13 protein-coding genes and 1 pseudogene are annotated in these 16,726 nt (G+C 60.9%); 10 read left to right on the top strand and 4 right to left on the bottom strand.

Annotated elements, in window-relative coordinates; all coding sequences use genetic code 11:
• Positions 1-88: 88 nt before the first annotated feature.
• Entirely contained in the window at positions 89-1,309 is a 1,221-nt protein-coding gene (locus tag EGJ27_RS13155) for an SAM-dependent methyltransferase (protein WP_125831182.1), read from the bottom strand.
• A 283-nt stretch (positions 1,310-1,592) separates the two neighbouring features.
• On the opposite strand from EGJ27_RS13155, the gene EGJ27_RS13150 reads away from it, so the two are divergent.
• From EGJ27_RS13150 to EGJ27_RS24780, 3 genes are read left to right on the top strand one after another with little or no spacing between them, the layout of a single operon-like run.
• Complete coding sequence (locus EGJ27_RS13150; protein ID WP_158619350.1) at positions 1,593-2,795, top strand: alpha-xenorhabdolysin family binary toxin subunit A; 1,203 nt, start codon at positions 1,593-1,595, stop codon at positions 2,793-2,795.
• 16 nt (positions 2,796-2,811) lie between these two features.
• A complete protein-coding gene (locus EGJ27_RS13145; RefSeq protein ID WP_125831181.1) occupies positions 2,812-3,150 on the top strand; it encodes a hypothetical protein in 339 nt (112 codons plus the stop codon).
• Positions 3,126-3,812, top strand: coding sequence for an alpha-xenorhabdolysin family binary toxin subunit B (locus EGJ27_RS24780; protein WP_158619352.1), 687 nt, complete (start codon positions 3,126-3,128; stop codon positions 3,810-3,812). Before EGJ27_RS13145 ends, EGJ27_RS24780 begins: the two co-directional genes overlap by 25 nt.
• Positions 3,813-3,865: 53 nt before the next feature.
• On the opposite strand, the gene EGJ27_RS13135 is transcribed toward EGJ27_RS24780, so the two are convergent.
• Both EGJ27_RS13135 and EGJ27_RS13130 read right to left on the bottom strand, forming a co-directional pair.
• Positions 3,866-4,483 carry a TPM domain-containing protein gene (locus EGJ27_RS13135; RefSeq protein ID WP_125831179.1) on the bottom strand — a complete coding sequence of 206 codons (618 nt, stop codon included), beginning with the start codon at positions 4,481-4,483 and terminating at the stop codon, positions 3,866-3,868.
• Positions 4,484-4,509: 26 nt separating this feature from the next.
• On the bottom strand, positions 4,510-5,223 hold the full coding sequence (locus EGJ27_RS13130; protein ID WP_371920856.1) for a YgcG family protein: 714 nt from the start codon (positions 5,221-5,223) through the stop codon (positions 4,510-4,512).
• A 254-nt stretch (positions 5,224-5,477) separates the two neighbouring features.
• Between EGJ27_RS13130 and bglX the strand changes: the two genes are divergently transcribed.
• From bglX to EGJ27_RS13095, 7 genes and pseudogenes are all read left to right on the top strand, one after another.
• Positions 5,478-7,784, top strand: coding sequence for a beta-glucosidase BglX (bglX, locus tag EGJ27_RS13125; RefSeq protein WP_125831178.1), 2,307 nt, complete (start codon positions 5,478-5,480; stop codon positions 7,782-7,784).
• A 90-nt stretch (positions 7,785-7,874) separates the two neighbouring features.
• Positions 7,875-9,644, top strand: a complete 1,770-nt coding sequence (locus EGJ27_RS13120) for an ATP-binding protein (protein ID WP_125831177.1) — start codon at positions 7,875-7,877, stop codon at positions 9,642-9,644.
• Entirely contained in the window at positions 9,638-10,966 is a 1,329-nt protein-coding gene (locus EGJ27_RS13115; RefSeq protein WP_125831176.1) for a sigma-54 dependent transcriptional regulator, read from the top strand. Before EGJ27_RS13120 ends, EGJ27_RS13115 begins: the two co-directional genes overlap by 7 nt.
• 390 nt (positions 10,967-11,356) lie before the next feature.
• Positions 11,357-13,693, top strand: a complete 2,337-nt coding sequence (locus EGJ27_RS13110) for a PAS domain-containing protein (RefSeq protein WP_256672815.1) — start codon at positions 11,357-11,359, stop codon at positions 13,691-13,693.
• A 214-nt stretch (positions 13,694-13,907) separates the two neighbouring features.
• Entirely contained in the window at positions 13,908-15,233 is a 1,326-nt protein-coding gene (locus tag EGJ27_RS13105; protein ID WP_125831175.1) for an MFS transporter, read from the top strand.
• Positions 15,234-15,442: 209 nt separating this feature from the next.
• Positions 15,443-15,670 (top strand): annotated as a pseudogene (locus tag EGJ27_RS13100) (hypothetical protein); the annotation flags it as partial.
• A gap of 152 nt (positions 15,671-15,822) precedes the next feature.
• Entirely contained in the window at positions 15,823-16,446 is a 624-nt protein-coding gene (locus tag EGJ27_RS13095) for a flavin reductase family protein (RefSeq protein ID WP_125831173.1), read from the top strand.
• Here the strand turns inward: EGJ27_RS13095 and EGJ27_RS13090 are convergent, their stop codons facing one another.
• Positions 16,447-16,686 (bottom strand): hypothetical protein, encoded by a 240-nt coding sequence (locus tag EGJ27_RS13090; RefSeq protein WP_125831172.1) that lies wholly within the window; start codon positions 16,684-16,686, stop codon positions 16,447-16,449.
• Between the last annotated feature and the right edge of the window lie 40 nt (positions 16,687-16,726).

Genomic DNA, 16,726 nt, shown 5'->3' with positions numbered 1-16,726 from the left:
CCGATCAGCCTTACTGAAGCTCAAGAATTGACTGGCTCAACGAATCGGGCCTGCCTGGCGCAGGCGGTCGGACAGCGGCGGCACAGCTTTAGCCCAGCAGACCGTCGGCCTGCAGCAGGTTTTCCAGGCACTGCTCGGTAATGCCGTAGAACGCCTTGAGTTCCTGGATGCGTGCCAGCAGTTGCGCAGGCGCCACAGGCTCGGTGCGTTTGACCGCCAGGATCATCTTGTTTTTGTTGGTGTGTTCCAGGGAGATGAACTCGAACACCTTGGTTTCATAGCCGCAGGCTTCGAGCAACAGCGCACGCAGGCTGTCGGTGACCATTTCCGCCTGCTGGCCCATGTGCAAGCCGTATTGCAGCATCGGCTTGAGCAGGCCGGGACTCTGGATCTGCAAGCGGATCTGCTTGTGGCAGCACGGCGAGCACATGATGATCGCCGCGCCGGAACGCACGCCCATGTGAATGGCGTAGTCGGTGGCAATGTCGCAGGCATGCAGCGCGATCATCACGTCCAGCTCGGTAGGTGCAACCGTGCGCACGTCACCATGCTGGAACGTCAGGCCGGGGTGATCCAGACGCGCCGCCGCGTTGTTGCACAGCGTCACCATGTCTTCACGCAGCTCGACCCCAGTGACGCACCCTTCGGCCTGCAAGGTGTTGCGCAGGTAATCGTGGATGGCAAACGTCAGGTAGCCCTTGCCCGAGCCGAAATCCGCGACCCGGATCGGCTGATCCAGCTTGAGCGGCGACGACGTCAGGGCGTGGGAAAACACCTCAATGAACTTGTTGATCTGCTTCCATTTGCGCGACATGGCCGGGATCAGCTCATGCTGCTTGTTGGTCACGCCCAGATCGGTCAGGAATGGCCGGCTCAGCTCCAGGTAGCGTTTTTTCTCGCGATCGTGGCCGGCAGTCGGCACTTCGCGCTCGCGCTGGGCCTTGTTGCGGAACAGCGTGGTCTTGTTCTTCTTGCTGAATTCGAGCTGCACCTCGTCGGTGAGGGTCAGCAGATGCGCGTTCTTGAACGACTCCGGCACCAGTTCGGCAACGCGCGCCAGGGCTTCGGCCAGCGGCAGATTCTTGGTGATGTCGCGGGTCTTGTAGCGGTAGACGAACGACAGGCTGGGTTGCGCCTTGATCAGCAGCGGCTTGATGATGACCCGCTGCAACTCGGCCTCGCTGCCCACATGCTTGGCCAGCACCAGCTTGACCAGCGAATCCTGGGACACTCCGCTGTCCACCAGCCCGAGAAACTCGGCAAGGTCATCCGCTGCGGCGGGAGGAAGGGATTGAGTTGTCTCTGACATCAGTATCGCCTCGGGCGGCCCCGATAAGGGCGCGAAAAATTCAGGGCGGCATTTTACGCCTGTGTCACACCGCGCAGACATAACAATTTTCAACCCCGGTTTCACGGCGCCTGATTCTGCCCTGCCGCCTGCGCAATGACACAACTATAAACGAACGTTCAGACTTTGAAATGCATCCCCAGTGGAGCCTGTAAAAAAGCGGCTTATATTTAGTTCTGTCGGACAGGATATCAGCCGACGCATCAACAGCTTTTTACCGCCATCAGTACACAGGACGTGCACTATGCAGACTCAAATGAAAGTTTTCGAGAATGAAGTTATCGCTCGCGCTGCCACTCAACCGGGCGAGTTTTTAAAAACTTCTCTGACCGACGAGGAAAGCGGCGGACGTGGTGCTGCTCTATTGCTTACCAAAGAAGACGTGTTGAGCCTCAAGCGCTATGAAAGGTTTGCCCTGAGCCTGCCACATACGCTTGAAACCGTTCAGCGCCACCTCGGCATTACCTCCAGTGGCCTTCCCGGGCTGGAGCCCGCAGACATCATGAACACCCACTGTTCGATCAATATTCACGCCTTGGGCTGGACGGCGATTGAAGCAAAGATCAAAGACGCCGGTTATCAACTTGATGAGTTCGCCCGAAACTTCACCAATCAGGGCGGACGTGTCCTGCAGATCATCGAAGGCATGGACTCCTTCACCCAGATCGTCACCAGGGTCGACGAACTGACTGAGCAACTGGTGGAGCAAGCGGCTCCCACCCAATTGAATGCCACGGATAGGCGCATCGTAGGCGGACTGTCCGATTATCTGTCGCTCCTGGCCAGGAACATCGAACTGCAGAGGGTGGCGGCAACATCCCTGAAGGACCAGATTGCGTCGTTCGTTGCAACGATACAGACCGAACTGATGCCCGATATCAGCCAAAAGCTGAGCCTGGTCAAAAAGTCCGATCTGGAGCGACAGATCAAGGAACTGACGGCCGATATGGATGCCCTGAGCAAGGAGATCGGGCAGAAAAACAAGGAATACACGGCCGCCAAGAACAATATTGCCTGGGGCGTCTTCGGAGGCCCGATAGGCGTTGCGATCACCGGCGGAATTTTCGGCAGTAAAGCCGAAAAAATCCGTAAGGAAAAGAACAGGCTTATTAGAGAAAAGAACAAAATAGTCGCGCAGATCAACACCAAGCAACCTATATCGGCCGCCATTCGCCGCCTGGAGTTGCAATTCGAGGATATGGATATCCGTTTGATCGATGCGCATCAAAGTGCAACTAACCTGCAGGACCTGTGGGCGATGATGACAACGTGCATCAAGAATTCGGCTGACGACCTGGCGAACATCTCCGACAGCCAGTCACTGCTGATGTTTGCGCTGCAATTTCGCTCGGTTATTCGCCCGTGGCATACGATCCAGGGTTACACCACTCGGTTGTTACAGATATTTCAAAGCGCCCTGGACCAATACAAGCTTGAACAAAGATGATCATAAGGACATGACCATGCGTACACTTGAAAACACACTCGACTACCCCGCCCCACGTCCGGCTGTCATGAAAGCCTCGCTCACCTTGATCCATAATCAGGTGGCGACCCTGAATCTGGCTTTCCTGCCCGTCATGAAAGAAAAACTGCCGCCGCTGCAACGGGCATTGACCAACGCCGACGCTGTTTTTCGTCAGGCATTGGGGACCATCGTGGTCAGGCTCAGAACCGTGCAACTGGATCAACTGGAACTGAAGCGGCGACAGATTGAAGCGGAAACCCGGCTGACTGAAGAGCAGCGCCGCCAGGCACTGGTCATGCTGGACAATGAATACACCCGATCGTTACCCAACTGAGCACCACGATTCGTGACGGTGCCACCGCCATTGCCGAGAGTACCGACGATCTGGCCCAGATCGATATCGAGCCCAAGGACAACCGTCTCAAGGACGCGCTGCAAAGGCAGGTTGATCAACTGAGCCAGCGCACTGCGGACCTGCAGGCCCGGTTAAGCGCCATTGCGGAAGATCGGCGGCTGCTGGACGACACGATAAGGACCCTCGATAAATTCAACGTGCTCGACATCTTCAAAGAGCAGTTGCCGACGGCGGCGGAACTCAACGCATTGTCGATGCCTGCACCCGAACTGGCGCTGGCGGAAGCCGGGCTGGCACGTCTTTCGAAGCTTCTTGACGGGCTGAGTCGCAGCCTGACCTATTTCGATCTGGTCAGTGAGCGCGACAAACTCCGGGCTCGTTACAACGAAGCGCTCAATCAGTCGCGGCAGCTGGAGGGCGAGAGCAGAGAGCTGGTACGGAATCTGGACGAAGTCGATGGCCTGGCCAGCGTCAACCGCAGCAAAGTGGACTGGATCACCGAATCCAGAAAAGCCTCCGAGGCGCTGTTCTCTTTCCTGGAAACCTATCTCCTCGATGACCGGACGCGCCTGTCACCGGAGAGGATCAGGGCCATGGTCGGCTACATCAACTCGTTCTACAGCGTCGTGCGGTTAGTCTGATTCCACCGGTGCAACATCGGGCAGGTGTCGCAAGTCCGCACCTGCCCGATGGGTCATCCCAACACCACCAGCCGGTTCGGCAGCTCATTGCGGCTATGAGTCACCGGCACATGGTCAGCCAGCAGTTCGCCGCAAGCATGGATGCAGCCCAGAAAACCCTGCAGCGTCTGGCCATCGCGCACCTGCTGGGTGAAGACATCGACCATGGCTTTCCAGGTGTCGTTGTGCAAACGGCTGGCAATGCCGTGGTCCACAAGAATCTCGACGTAGCGTTCAGCCTCGCTGACGAACACCAGAATGCCGGTGCCGTCCTGCGCCTTGTGCAGGTTCTGTTCGAGAAACTGCCGCCGCGCCAGGTTGCCCGCGCGCCAGCGGCGCACCGCAGCCGGGACCAGCAGGCTGGTCACCACCGGAATGCGGCACAGCAGCGCGACAAGGATGAACGTCGCCATTTGCGCCAGCAGCAGTTCATTGGCGTCCAGCCATTCAAGGCAGTAATTGACGATGCCTGGCACCAGCAGGCCGATGACGCCCGCCCAGATCAGGGGCATGTACGCGTAATCGTCGGCCCGGGCCGCCAGGACCGTGACCAGTTCGGCATCGGTGCGCCGCTCGACGCGGTCGATCGCTTCGGCCACCTGCCGCTGTTCTTCTCTGTTGAGTAAAGCCATTGTGCCCTCGTAGTCCGATCCTGCGCTCACCAGTTGCCTGATGCGCCGCCTCCACCGAAACGATCACCGCCACTGCCCGGTCCGCCTCGCAGTGCAGCGCCGCAGGGTGCGCCACGCCGAACGCTGACGGCTACGATCAGCAACACCAGGCCGATCAGGACCAGGGCAATCTGCCAGGCATGATCGGCTTCGGTACGCGGTTCATAGACGCCGGTTTCGCTGACAGGTTCGGGATAATCCGGCACATGGCCGCCCAGCGCCACCAGCATCGCCTGGGCGCCGCGCTCGATACCCGAAGCAAACCGGGCGTCATCGAACGCCGGGTTGATCAGCATGTTGATGATCAATGAAGACTGCGCCTCGGTCAGGCGGCCGGCCAATGCCGGGCCGACTTCGATCAGCACTTTGCGCTTGTCGCGGTCGACGATCAGCAAGGCGCTGTCCTGCTTGCCATCCTGTCCCAGTTTCCAGGCCTCGCCCAGGCGCGAGCCGAAATCCTCGATCGTGGCGCCCTGCAGGTCGACCAGCGTGACCACCACGACCCGCTCCCCGGTGGCCTGTTCATGGGCACGCAGCAAGCGAGCCAGACGCATCGTGGTCTGGCTGTCGAGCATTTGCGCAGCGTCCACGACGCTGCCGGTCATGGGTGGAAACACCAGCGCCGCAGGCTCTGCCCAGGTATTTGCCGCGCCACCGAGCCACATGACGATCGGCATGATCAGCTGTAACACACACTTCAAATCCCTACCTCCAGTAACCGGTTGTTTCAGTCGACACGACACGCTTAGCTAAATCGGGAGTTCCCCGGCATAATCCGTCGCCAACGCCCGAGTGTTGGTCAGAACCCGCCGCGTCGCCGTTGCCTGAAGCACGCCGACGAACAGCAGCTACGCTCTTGTCCGGCTCGAACAATAAAGGCCAAAGGTCTAAAACCCAATATCTGGCTACCGGGTATTAAACGCGAGTTGCCTGCAAAAGCCTTGAGAAATCATTCATGAATAAGCTGTGTTTAGTAGGTTTGCTGGTCAGTCTGGCCAGCCACACGGCAATGGCCGACGCCACTGCCGCTGCCGTCACCCCCAGCAAAACCACGCTGCAAGACAAGAATGCATTCATCTCGAACCTGATGAAGCAGATGACCCTCGATGAGAAAATCGGGCAGCTGCGGCTGATCAGCATCAGCCAGGAAATGCCGCAACCCATGATCCTCAAGGAAATTGCCGCCGGACGCATCGGCGGCACTTTCAATTCGATTACACGTTCGGAAAACCGTCCGTTGCAGGAAGCGGCTGTCGCCAAGAGCCGCCTGAAGATCCCGATGTTCTTCGCCTACGACGTGATCCACGGTCACCGCACGATTTTCCCGATCAGCCTGGGCATGGCGGCCAGCTGGGACATGGACGCCATTGCACTGACCGGCCGGATTTCTGCCCGGGAAGCGGCCGCCGACGGCCTGGACATGACGTTCGCGCCCATGGTCGACGTGTCCCGCGACCCACGCTGGGGCCGCAGCTCCGAAGGGTTCGGCGAGGACACTTATCTGGTCTCGCGCATCTCCGACGTCATGGTTCGTTCGTTCCAGGGCCAGAGCCCGGCGAACAACGACAGCATCATGGCCGCGGTCAAGCACTTTGCCCTGTACGGCGCCGTCGAAGGCGGTCGCGACTACAACACCGTGGACATGAGCAAGACGCGCATGTACCAGGACTATCTGCCGCCCTACCGCGCCGCCATCGACGCCGGTGCCGGCGGTGTGATGGTCGCGCTCAATTCCATCAACGGCATTCCGTCCACCTCCAACACCTGGCTGATGCAGGATTTGCTGCGCAAGGACTGGGGCTTCAAGGGCGTGACCATCAGCGACCACGGCGCGATCAAGGAACTGATCGAGCACGGCGTGGCCAAGGACTACCGTGAAGCCGCCAAGCTGTCGATCAAGGCCGGCATCGACCTGAGCATGAACGATGTAGCCTATGGTGAGCAGTTGCCGGGGCTGGTGAAGGATGGCGAGGTTTCCATGCAGGAAATCGACAATGCCGTGCGTGAAGTGCTGGGTGCCAAGTACGACATGGGCCTGTTCGCCAAGCCTTACGGCCGCATCGGTGTCGCGGAACAGGACCCGGCCGACACTTATTCGGATGATCGCCTGCATCGCGCCGAAGCCCGCGACGTTTCGCGCAAGACCCTGGTATTGCTCAAGAACCACAACGAAACCCTGCCGCTCAAGAAGCAAGGCACTATCGCCGTCATCGGCGGCCTGGCCCAGAGCAAGCTCGACATGCTGGGCAGCTGGTCCGCCGCCGGCCGTCCCCACCAGTCCGTGACGGTGTATGAAGGCCTGGCCAATGCGGTCGGCGACAAGGCCAGACTGGTGTATGCCCGTGGCGCCAACGTCAGCGACAACGAAGCGATCCTCAAGTACCTGAACTTCATCGAGCCCGAGGTGGAAGTCGATCCGCGTCCGGCACAGGAAATGATCGACGAAGCGGTGAAAGTGGCTGAGAAAGCTGACGTGATCGTAGCCGTGGTCGGTGAGTCGCGCGGTATGTCCCATGAGTCGGCCAGCCGCAGCTCCCTGAACATTCCGGGCAAGCAGCGCGACCTGATCAAGGCACTCAAGGCCACCGGCAAACCGCTGGTGCTGGTCCTGATGAATGGTCGTCCGTTGATTCTGACCGACGAACTGGAACAGGCCGATGCCATGCTGGAAACCTGGTTCCCGGGCACCGAAGGCGGCAACGCAGTGGCCGACGTGTTGTTCGGCGACTACAACCCCAGCGGCAAACTGCCGATGTCGTTCCCCCGCTCCATCGGCCAACTGCCGCTTTACTACGCGCACCTGAACACAGGCCGGCCTTACACGCCGGGCAAGCCGGGCAACTACACGTCGCACTACTTCGAAGAACCCAATGGCGCGCTGTTCCCGTTCGGGTATGGCCTGAGCTACACCCGCTTTGACGTTTCCGACGTGAAACTGTCCAGTGCCGAGATGGCCCGCGACGGCAAGCTGACGGCCAGCGTGACGGTGAAAAACACCGGCAAACTGGCGGGCGCCACCATCGTCCAGCTGTACCTGCGCGACATAGCGGCGTCCATCAGCCGTCCGGTCAAGGAACTGAAGAACTTCCAGAAAGTCACCCTTGAGCCGGGTGAGGAGAAGGTCGTCAGCTTCACGCTCAGCGAAGAAGATCTGAAGTTCTTCGACACCGAGCTCAAGTATGCTGCCGAGCCTGGGGAGTTCAAGGTCATGATCGGCCTGGACTCCGAGGCGGTGAGGGAAGCCACCTTCAATCTGCTGTAACGCTTCATTTGCTTTAGAGCCGCTCACGGCGCATTCGCGGGCCAGACCCGCGAATGCGTTCGCACGGACCCTTCAGGCAGCCCATCTGTCATGACTTTCAAGCATCGTTACCTGCGCATCACCCTGTATGTCCTGTTGATTCTGGCGGGTGCGGCCTTGTCGGCCGGGCTGGCGATGCGTCAGGCGCAGCGACATGCCTTGTCGGAAGAAGTCGTTCGCGCCGGCGGGCAACTGTCGCTCTACGCCAATACCCTGCACACCCTGATCGAACGCTACCGCGCGCTGCCATCGGTGCTGGCGCTGGACCCGGAAATTCGTGCCGCGGTCAACGGGCCGATCACCGCCACCGCCCAGAACGCGCTCAATCGCAAGCTCGAAAGAATCAACGAAACCGCCCATTCATCGTCCCTCGAATTGCTCGACCGCAATGGCCTTGCCGTCGGCGCGAGCAACTGGCGCAAACCCAACAGCTACGTGGGCCATAACTACGGCTTCCGTCCGTACTTCCAGCAGACCCGGGCCAATGGCGTGGGCCGCTTTTATGCCGTCGGCGTCACCACCGGTATTCCAGGCTACTTTCTGTCCAATGCGGTGCTGGACGAAACCGGGCAGTTCAGCGGTGCGATGGTCGTGAAGCTGGAATTCCCCAACCTGGAGAATGAATGGGGCCAGGGCGACGATCTGTTGCTGGTCAGCGATGAGAAAGGCATCGTCTTCATCGCCAACCGTCCGGGCTGGCGGTATCGCGAGATGCAGCCGATTTCGGCGGAGGGCCGCGCCGAGCTGATGCGCACCCGCCAATACGACAAGAAGCCGCTCTCGCCCCTGCGCAGCCGGACCCTGGACAGTTTTGGCCCGTCCAGCAGGCTGAGCCGGGTAGACGGGCCGGAAGGCATGACCGACTACTTGTGGGAATCGCTGCCGCTGCCGGATGAGAACTGGACGTTGCACCTGTTGCGCAAACCGCAGACGGCCAACGAAGACATTCGCAATGCCGCCCTGGCGGCGGCCGGAACCTGGCTGACGCTGGTGTTCCTCGGCCTGTTCCTTTACCAGCGCTGGCGGCTGGCGCGCATGCGCGAACGCAGCCGCGACGAGCTGGAGCGACTGGTGCAGGAACGCACCCGCGATCTGCGCACCGCGCAGGACGGCTTGGTGCAATCGACCAAACTGGCGGCACTGGGGCAAATGTCGGCAGCGCTGGCCCACGAGATCAATCAGCCGTTGACGGCCCAACGCATGCAATTGGCAACCGTGCGCCTGCTGCTTGACCAGGGCCGTGTCGACGACGCCTGCAAGGCGCTGGTGCCGGTCGATCAGCAACTGACGCGCATGGCCGCCCTCACCAGCCATTTGAAGACCTTTGCCCGTAAAAGCCCCAGCGGCCTGCGCGAACGGCTGGATCTGGCGACGGTGGTCGATCAGGCACTGCTGCTGCTCGATCCGCGTCTTCGTGAGGAGCGGGTCGAGTGCGTGCTGCATCTGTCGCGTCCGGCGTGGGTGCGCGGCGACGCGATTCGCCTGGAACAGGTGCTGATCAATCTGCTGCGTAATGCGCTGGACGCCATGCGTGACAAGCCGCACAAGCGCCTGGAAGTCCGCATCGAAGCGCAGAAAGGTCGCTGGCGCTTGAGTGTGGGCGACAGCGGCGGCGGGATCGCCACGGATCATCTGACCAGCGTTTTCGACCCGTTCTTCACCACCAAGCCGGTGGGCGACGGCCTTGGCCTCGGTCTGGCGGTGTCGTATGCAATCATCCATGAACTGGGCGATCGCCTGATGGTGGAAAATCACGGCAACGGCGCGGTGTTCTGGTTCCACCTGCCCAATGATTTCCTGGAGCCCGACATAGCATGCTGAACTCAGTGATAGTGGTGGATGACGAAGCCCCGATCCGTGAAGCCATCGAGCAATGGCTCACGTTGTCCGGCTTTGCGGTACAGGTCTTCGGTCGTGCCGAAGAATGCCTGGCGCGCCTGCCCGAACATTTCCCCGGCGTGATCGTGACCGACGTGCGCATGCCGGGCCTCAGCGGGCTGGAATTGCTCGCCCGACTGCAGGCGCGGGACAAGGACCTGCCGGTGATCCTGCTCACCGGCCACGGCGACGTGCCCATGGCCGTACAGGCCATGCGTGAAGGTGCCTATGATTTTCTGGAAAAACCCTTCAGCCCGGAAACCCTGATCAGCAACCTGCGGCGTGCCATGGAAAAGCGCCAGCTGGTGCTGGAAAACCGCCGTCTGCATGAACAGGCCGATGCCCGCAGCAAGCTGGACGCGACCTTGCTGGGCGTTTCACCCAGCCTGCAGACGTTACGGCGTCAGGTGCTGGACCTGTCGCAACTGCCGGTCAACGTGATCATCCGTGGCGAAACCGGCAGCGGCAAGGAACTGGTCGCGCGCTGCCTGCATGACTTCGGTCCGCGGGCGAGCAAGCCGTTCGTGGCACTCAACTGCGCGGCGATTCCCGAACACCTGTTCGAGGCCGAGCTGTTCGGCCATGAGAGCGGGGCCTTCACCGGCGCCCAGGGCAAGCGGATCGGCAGGCTGGAGTATGCCGACGGCGGCACGCTGTTCCTCGATGAAATCGAAAGCATGCCCATGGCCCAGCAGGTCAAGCTGCTGCGGGTGTTGCAGGACAAACGTCTGGAACGCTTGGGTTCCAACCAGAGCATTGAAGTGGACCTGCGCGTGATTGCCGCGACCAAGCCGGATCTGCTGGAGGAAGCCCGGGCCGGTCGTTTTCGCGAAGACTTGGCGTATCGGCTCAACGTCGCCGAACTGCGCCTGCCGCCACTGCGTGAACGCCGCGAAGACATTGCCCTGTTGTTCAGCCATTTCGCCCGCGCCGCCGCCGAACGCATGGGTCGCGAACCGCCGACCTTGAGCGCTGTGCAGTTGAGCCTGCTGCTCAGTCATGACTGGCCCGGCAACGTCCGGGAGCTGGCCAATGCCGCCGAGCGCGAGACGCTGGGCCTCAATCCGCAGCCGGTGGACGAAACCCCGCCGGGACAATCCCTGGCCGCCCAGCAGGAAGCCTTCGAGGCCCAATGCCTGCGGGCGGCGTTGAGTCGGCACAAAGGCGACATCAAGGCGGTCCTCAATGAATTGCAGCTGCCACGCCGCACGCTGAACGAAAAGATGCAGCGTCACGGGCTGGTCAGGGAAATGTTTCTGGGGTGAGCTGCATCCTTGAAGGCGCAGCAATCATTGTAGGAGCGAGCGGGCGGCGATCCGTCTTGCTGGCGAAGACGATACTGAAGGCGCTCTGCTTGTACGCAAAGAGCCCGGTACAGGGGCAAGAACTCCGGCGGCGGTAAGAATGTCTTCGCGGACGAGTCCGCTCCTGCAGAAGACTGACGCCGAGCCGTTTGTCGTGGAAGGTGGTCAGTAACACCTTGCAATGCCATGATGCGCGGTTTCATCGATGCCGCTGGTCTTCGACGCGGCAAAAGGGCTTCTTCCATCTTGAGTACTCCCCTCGATCTGCCTCTGGGCGGCGGCGAAACGGGCCGACTGATCCGTGCTACGGACTGGTCCGCCTCGTCTCTGGGTCCGCGTGAGGACTGGCCCATGGCATTGTTGTCCGCGCTGAGCCTGATGCTTAACTCGCCGGACAGCGCGTACCTGATCTGGGGTACCGAGCGCGCCTTGTTCTTCAATGACGCCTGCCGTGTCCTGCTGCCCGTACCGCTCGACCGTGCCATGGGCCGGCCGGTTGCGGCGGTCTGGGGTCAGGCCTGGGAGCAAGTGCGCCCGCAGGCCGAGCAGGCGCTTGCCGGGGGCAGCGCCCGTAGCGAGAACCTGCCATTGGTCGTCGCCCGGGACGGGCAGCAACAACAGACCTGGTGGTCACTGTCATTCTCTCCTTTATATGGCGACAGCGGGCTGGTCGAAGGCATGTTCTGCCATGCCAATGAAACGACAGCGCTGGTGGCCGTGCAGGCACGCCATGACGAAACCGAGGTGTTCACGCAGCGCGTGTTGTCCAGCATCGACGATTGCATCAAGGTGCTCGATCTCGACTCGCGCCTGGTTTTCATGAGCGAAGGCGGTCAGCGGATCATGGAAGTCACCGACTTCGACGCCCTCCGCGGCTGCCCGTGGCCGGATTTCTGGCAGGACCAGGGCAACATCGATGCCCGCGCCGCCGTGGAAGCCGCCAAGGCCGGACGCAGCGCAAGCTTCATGGGCACCGCGCAGACCATGGCCGGCACGGTGAAATGGTGGCACGTCCAGGTCAGTCCGATCCTCGACAAGGCGGGTAATCCGGAAAAGATCCTGTGCGTTTCCCGCGATATGACCGAACTGCGGGACGCGCAACAAGCGCTGCAGGGCCTGAACGATTGCCTGGAACAACGCGTCCTGGAACGTACCCAGGACCGCGACCGTATCTGGCGACTGTCCACCGACCTGATGCTGGTCGCGCAGTTCGACGGCATCATTCACGCGGTCAACCCGGCCTGGACCCAGGCGCTCGGCTGGTCGGAAGACGAGCTACCGGGCAGCCAGTTCCTGAACCTGGTTCATCCCGACGACCTGGCCAGCACCCGCGCGGCCATGCACGGCCTGGAGCACGGCAGCAATATTCCCAACTTCAAGAACCGCTACCGACACCGGGACGGCTCATGGCGAACCATCGCCTGGACGGCAGTGCCCGACCAGCAGTTCATTCATGCGGTAGGGCGCGATATTCAGGCCCAGGTGGAAGCTGACGAGGCATTGCGGCTTTCCGAAGAGGCGTTGCGCCAGTCGCAGAAGCTTGAAGCCATCGGCCAGCTCACCGGCGGTGTCGCCCATGACTTCAACAACCTGCTGACGGTCATTCGCTCGTGCAGCGACCTGCTGCGCCCGGCCGGCCTTGCCGAAGAACGCCGGCTCAAGTATGTCGAGGCGATTTCCAGCACCGTGGACCGCGCCGCGCGCCTCACCGGCCAGTTACTGGCCTTCGCCCGGCGCCAGGCGTTGCAGCCGGAAGTCTTCGATGTCGGCAAAAGCGTGATGCGCATCGGCGAAATGATGGACACCCTCACCGGCTCGCGGATTCAGGTGCAGATCGATGTGCCTGAAGAACCCTGCTTCATTTTTGCCGACGGCAGCCAGTTCGATACCGCTCTGGTCAACATGGTGGTCAATGCCCGCGACGCGATGTCCGGCGCCGGCCGGCTGAGCATCCAGGTCGGGCGGGCGCGCAGCGCAACGCCAGGCCTGAATACGGCTCTGGGCACGGACGAGTACGTGACCATCGCCCTGACCGACACCGGCACAGGCATCGCGCAGGACAAGCTCGGCGCGATCTTCGAGCCGTTCTACACCACCAAGGGGGTCGGAGAAGGCACCGGCCTGGGCCTTTCCCAGGTATTCGGCTTTGCCAAGCAGTCGGGTGGTGAAGTGCTGGTGGACAGCGAACTGGGCAGCGGCAGCTGTTTTACCTTGTACCTGCCCAGCGCGCCCCGTGACGCCAGTGCTGACGTTGAAGACACGCCCGAAACGACCCTCGGCATGCCGGGTTTGAGCGTTTTGATGGTCGAGGACAACCAGAATATCGGCACCTATGCGCAACCGGTGCTGGAGCAATTGGGCCTGGAGGTTCATTGGGTCACCAGTGCGCAGGACGCCTTGCGTGAACTGGCGGGCAACCCGGAGCGTTTTCAGGTGGTGTTCTCGGACATCGCCATGCCGGGCATGAGCGGGATAGAGCTGCATGAGCGCATGGAAGCGCTGTATCCCTGGATTCCGGTGGTCCTGACCACCGGTTACAGCACTGAGTTCGCCCATTTCGCCCAGGATGAAAACCAGCGTTTCGACTTGCTGCAAAAACCCTACTCCACCGAGGAACTGGCCGCCACGTTGCGCAAGGCGGCCAAGCGCTCCATGCACCTGACCCAATCTTCTCGACCCAAGACCTGAGTCAGGTCGCCGCACCGGCCTCGATCAGCAATTTTTCGCCTACCTACTTCCCCTTCATGAGCGGATTTCCGCTCATCTGCCTGAAAAAACCCCTCTGGCATGGGCCTGTCCGTTCTGGCACAGGTCCTGCTATAGCACTGGCAAGGCGGGCCATCGATGCGACCGCCAGGGCGCACCGTGCTCTCTTCTAAAAATAATGACTGCAAGGAACACCATGGAAATCTCCAACTCCCTTCCGAAAGACTCGGGTGGCGCACGCGCTGCCGAGAAAACCACCTCCAGTCGCCTCAAGTCGATCTTTAGCGGATCGGTCGGCAACATGGTCGAATGGTACGACTGGTACGTTTACGCGGCCTTCTCCCTGTACTTCGCCAAAGTCTTTTTCCCGAAAGGCGACACCACAGCGCAACTGCTCAACACGGCGGCGATCTTTGCCGTGGGCTTCCTGATGCGCCCGATCGGCGGCTGGCTGATGGGCCTGTATGCCGACTACAAAGGCCGCAAGGCTGCACTGATGGCCTCGGTGCTGCTGATGTGCTTCGGCTCGCTGATCATCGCGCTGACCCCAGGTTACGAAACCATCGGTGTGGGCGCGCCGATCATGCTGGTACTGGCTCGCTTGCTGCAGGGCCTGTCGGTCGGCGGTGAATACGGCACCTCGGCAACCTACCTGAGCGAGATGGCAACCAAGGAGCGTCGCGGCTTCTTCTCCAGCTTCCAGTACGTGACCCTTATTTCCGGCCAGCTCATCGCGCTGGCGGTGCTGATCGTGCTGCAACAGGTGCTGACCACCGAAGAGCTGCATTCCTGGGGCTGGCGCATTCCGTTCGCCATCGGCGCGCTGTGTGCCGTGGTTGCACTGTTCCTGCGTCGCGGCATGGAAGAAACCGAGTCTTTCACCCGCAAACAGAAGACCAAGCCTAAAGAAAGCCTGATGCGCACCCTGATGCGCCACCCAAAGGAACTGGCAACCGTGGTCGGCCTGACCATGGGCGGTACGCTGGCGTTCTACACCTACACCACCTACATGCAGAAGTATCTGGTGAACACGGTGGGCATGAGCATCAGTGATTCGACCAGCATTTCGGCGGCGACCCTGTTCCTGTTCATGCTGTTGCAACCCGTGGTCGGCGCGCTGTCCGACAAGGTCGGACGTCGGCCTATCCTGATCGCCTTCGGTGTACTCGGCACCCTGTGCACGGTGCCGATCCTGACCACGCTGCACACCATCCAGACCTGGTGGGGCGCATTCTTCCTGATCATGGCGGCGCTGATCATCGTCAGCGGCTACACCTCGATCAACGCCGTGGTAAAGGCGGAGCTGTTCCCGACCGAGATCCGTGCCCTGGGCGTCGGCCTGCCGTACGCACTCACCGTTTCGATCTTCGGCGGCACCGCTGAATACATCGCGCTGTGGTTCAAGAGCATCGGCATGGAAACCGGCTACTACTGGTACGTCACGGCCTGTATCGCGTGCTCGCTGCTGGTGTATGTATTCATGAAAGACACCCGCAAACATTCGCGGATCGAGACCGACTGACGCTTTTCGCGGGCTGTTCCGCCCCACGGATACAACGCGGATCTGTGGGAGCGGAACGTGGTCAAAACGCTCTAGCACGGGCAATACAGCCAACTATCATTTTCAACGATTATGGGTAGCAATCCGATTAACTTCTGAAAAAACCATGGGCGCGTAGCATTGGCTCCATATCGGGATGACGGCTCATCCCCTGAATTGGAGAGACTCCCATGAAAACCAACACACTGATCTTCGGCATCGCTTTCTCGGTTCTGGCGTCAAGCGCCTTCGCCGCTCCCGCTGCCAGTTCGAGCAATGTATCCCGTCCGGCACTGGTCGCCGAAGGCGGCACCGTTCACACCAATGTCGGTTCGATTCGTCTGGCTGCCGATGGCGCTGATCGCGTCGGCCCTAACCGTCAGGCTGCCGATGGTGCCGACCGCGTAGGTGCCAACCGCCTGGGTTGATCACACCACGATGCCCCTCCGAGCCCGGCCTTTGCCGGGCTTGCTCGTTTCTGGATGAAGCACATCCGCTCTGGCGTCGGCAGCCAATGCCCAGCACTATGCTCATCCTCTTACTTCTTTCAGTGGTTAACAGGAATCAAGCGATGTCAGACGATATTCACTCCTACGAGCCCATCAAGGGCCACGGCCTGCCTCACGATCCGTTCAATGCCATCGTCGGCCCGCGCCCCATTGGCTGGATTTCTTCCCAGGACGCACATGGCAAGCTGAATCTGGCGCCCTACAGCTTCTTCAACGCCTTCAACTACGTCCCGCCGATCATCGGGTTCTGCAGCGTGGGTCGCAAGGACAGCCTCAATAACGTCGAGCAGACCGGCGAGTTCGTCTGGAACCTGGCAACCCGCTCGCTGGCCGAAGCGATGAACCAGAGCTGCGCACCGGTCGCCTCTGACGTCAGCGAGTTCGAGCTGGCGAATCTGACCCCGCTGGCTTCACATGTCGTGTCGGTGCCACGGGTAGTGGAAACCCCGGTGTCGTTCGAGTGCAAGGTTTCGCAAATCATCCAGCTGCAACGCGCCGACCACGAGCTGGTGCCCAGCTGGCTGGTGATGGGTGAAGTGGTGGCGGTGCATATCGCCAAGTGGCTGCTCAAGGATGGCATCTATGACACTGCTGCTGCGCAGCCGATTCTGCGCGGCGGCGGCCCGGCCGACTATTTCCAGATCGAGCCCCAGGACCTGTTCAAGATGTTCCGGCCACAGGCCTGATCACGCCTGTACCCAAACAGGCTCACCCTCGGCATCGACGTCGACCAGTCGCTCCAGTTCGCGGACAGCGGCCAGGTCGGCGTCGTGCGCGGTCTTGAATGTCTCCTCGGGCAAAACGGCATGGAATCGTGGCGCGCCGCCCTGGCCCATGGCCTTGATTGCCACTGCGGCCCGGTAGCTCCCGTCGCTGGGTATCACCGCGCTAACCACTTCGAAGCCGTTCAGTTCCTTGCGTGCCATGTTCTTGCAACCTGTGTGTGAGTCGAGGCGTAGATTCTAT

The organism is Pseudomonas sp. v388, assembly GCF_003935425.1.
Classification (GTDB): domain Bacteria; phylum Pseudomonadota; class Gammaproteobacteria; order Pseudomonadales; family Pseudomonadaceae; genus Aquipseudomonas.
The sequence above is the reverse complement of the archived record's forward strand: the minus strand, read 5'-3'. Positions and strand labels throughout refer to the sequence as shown.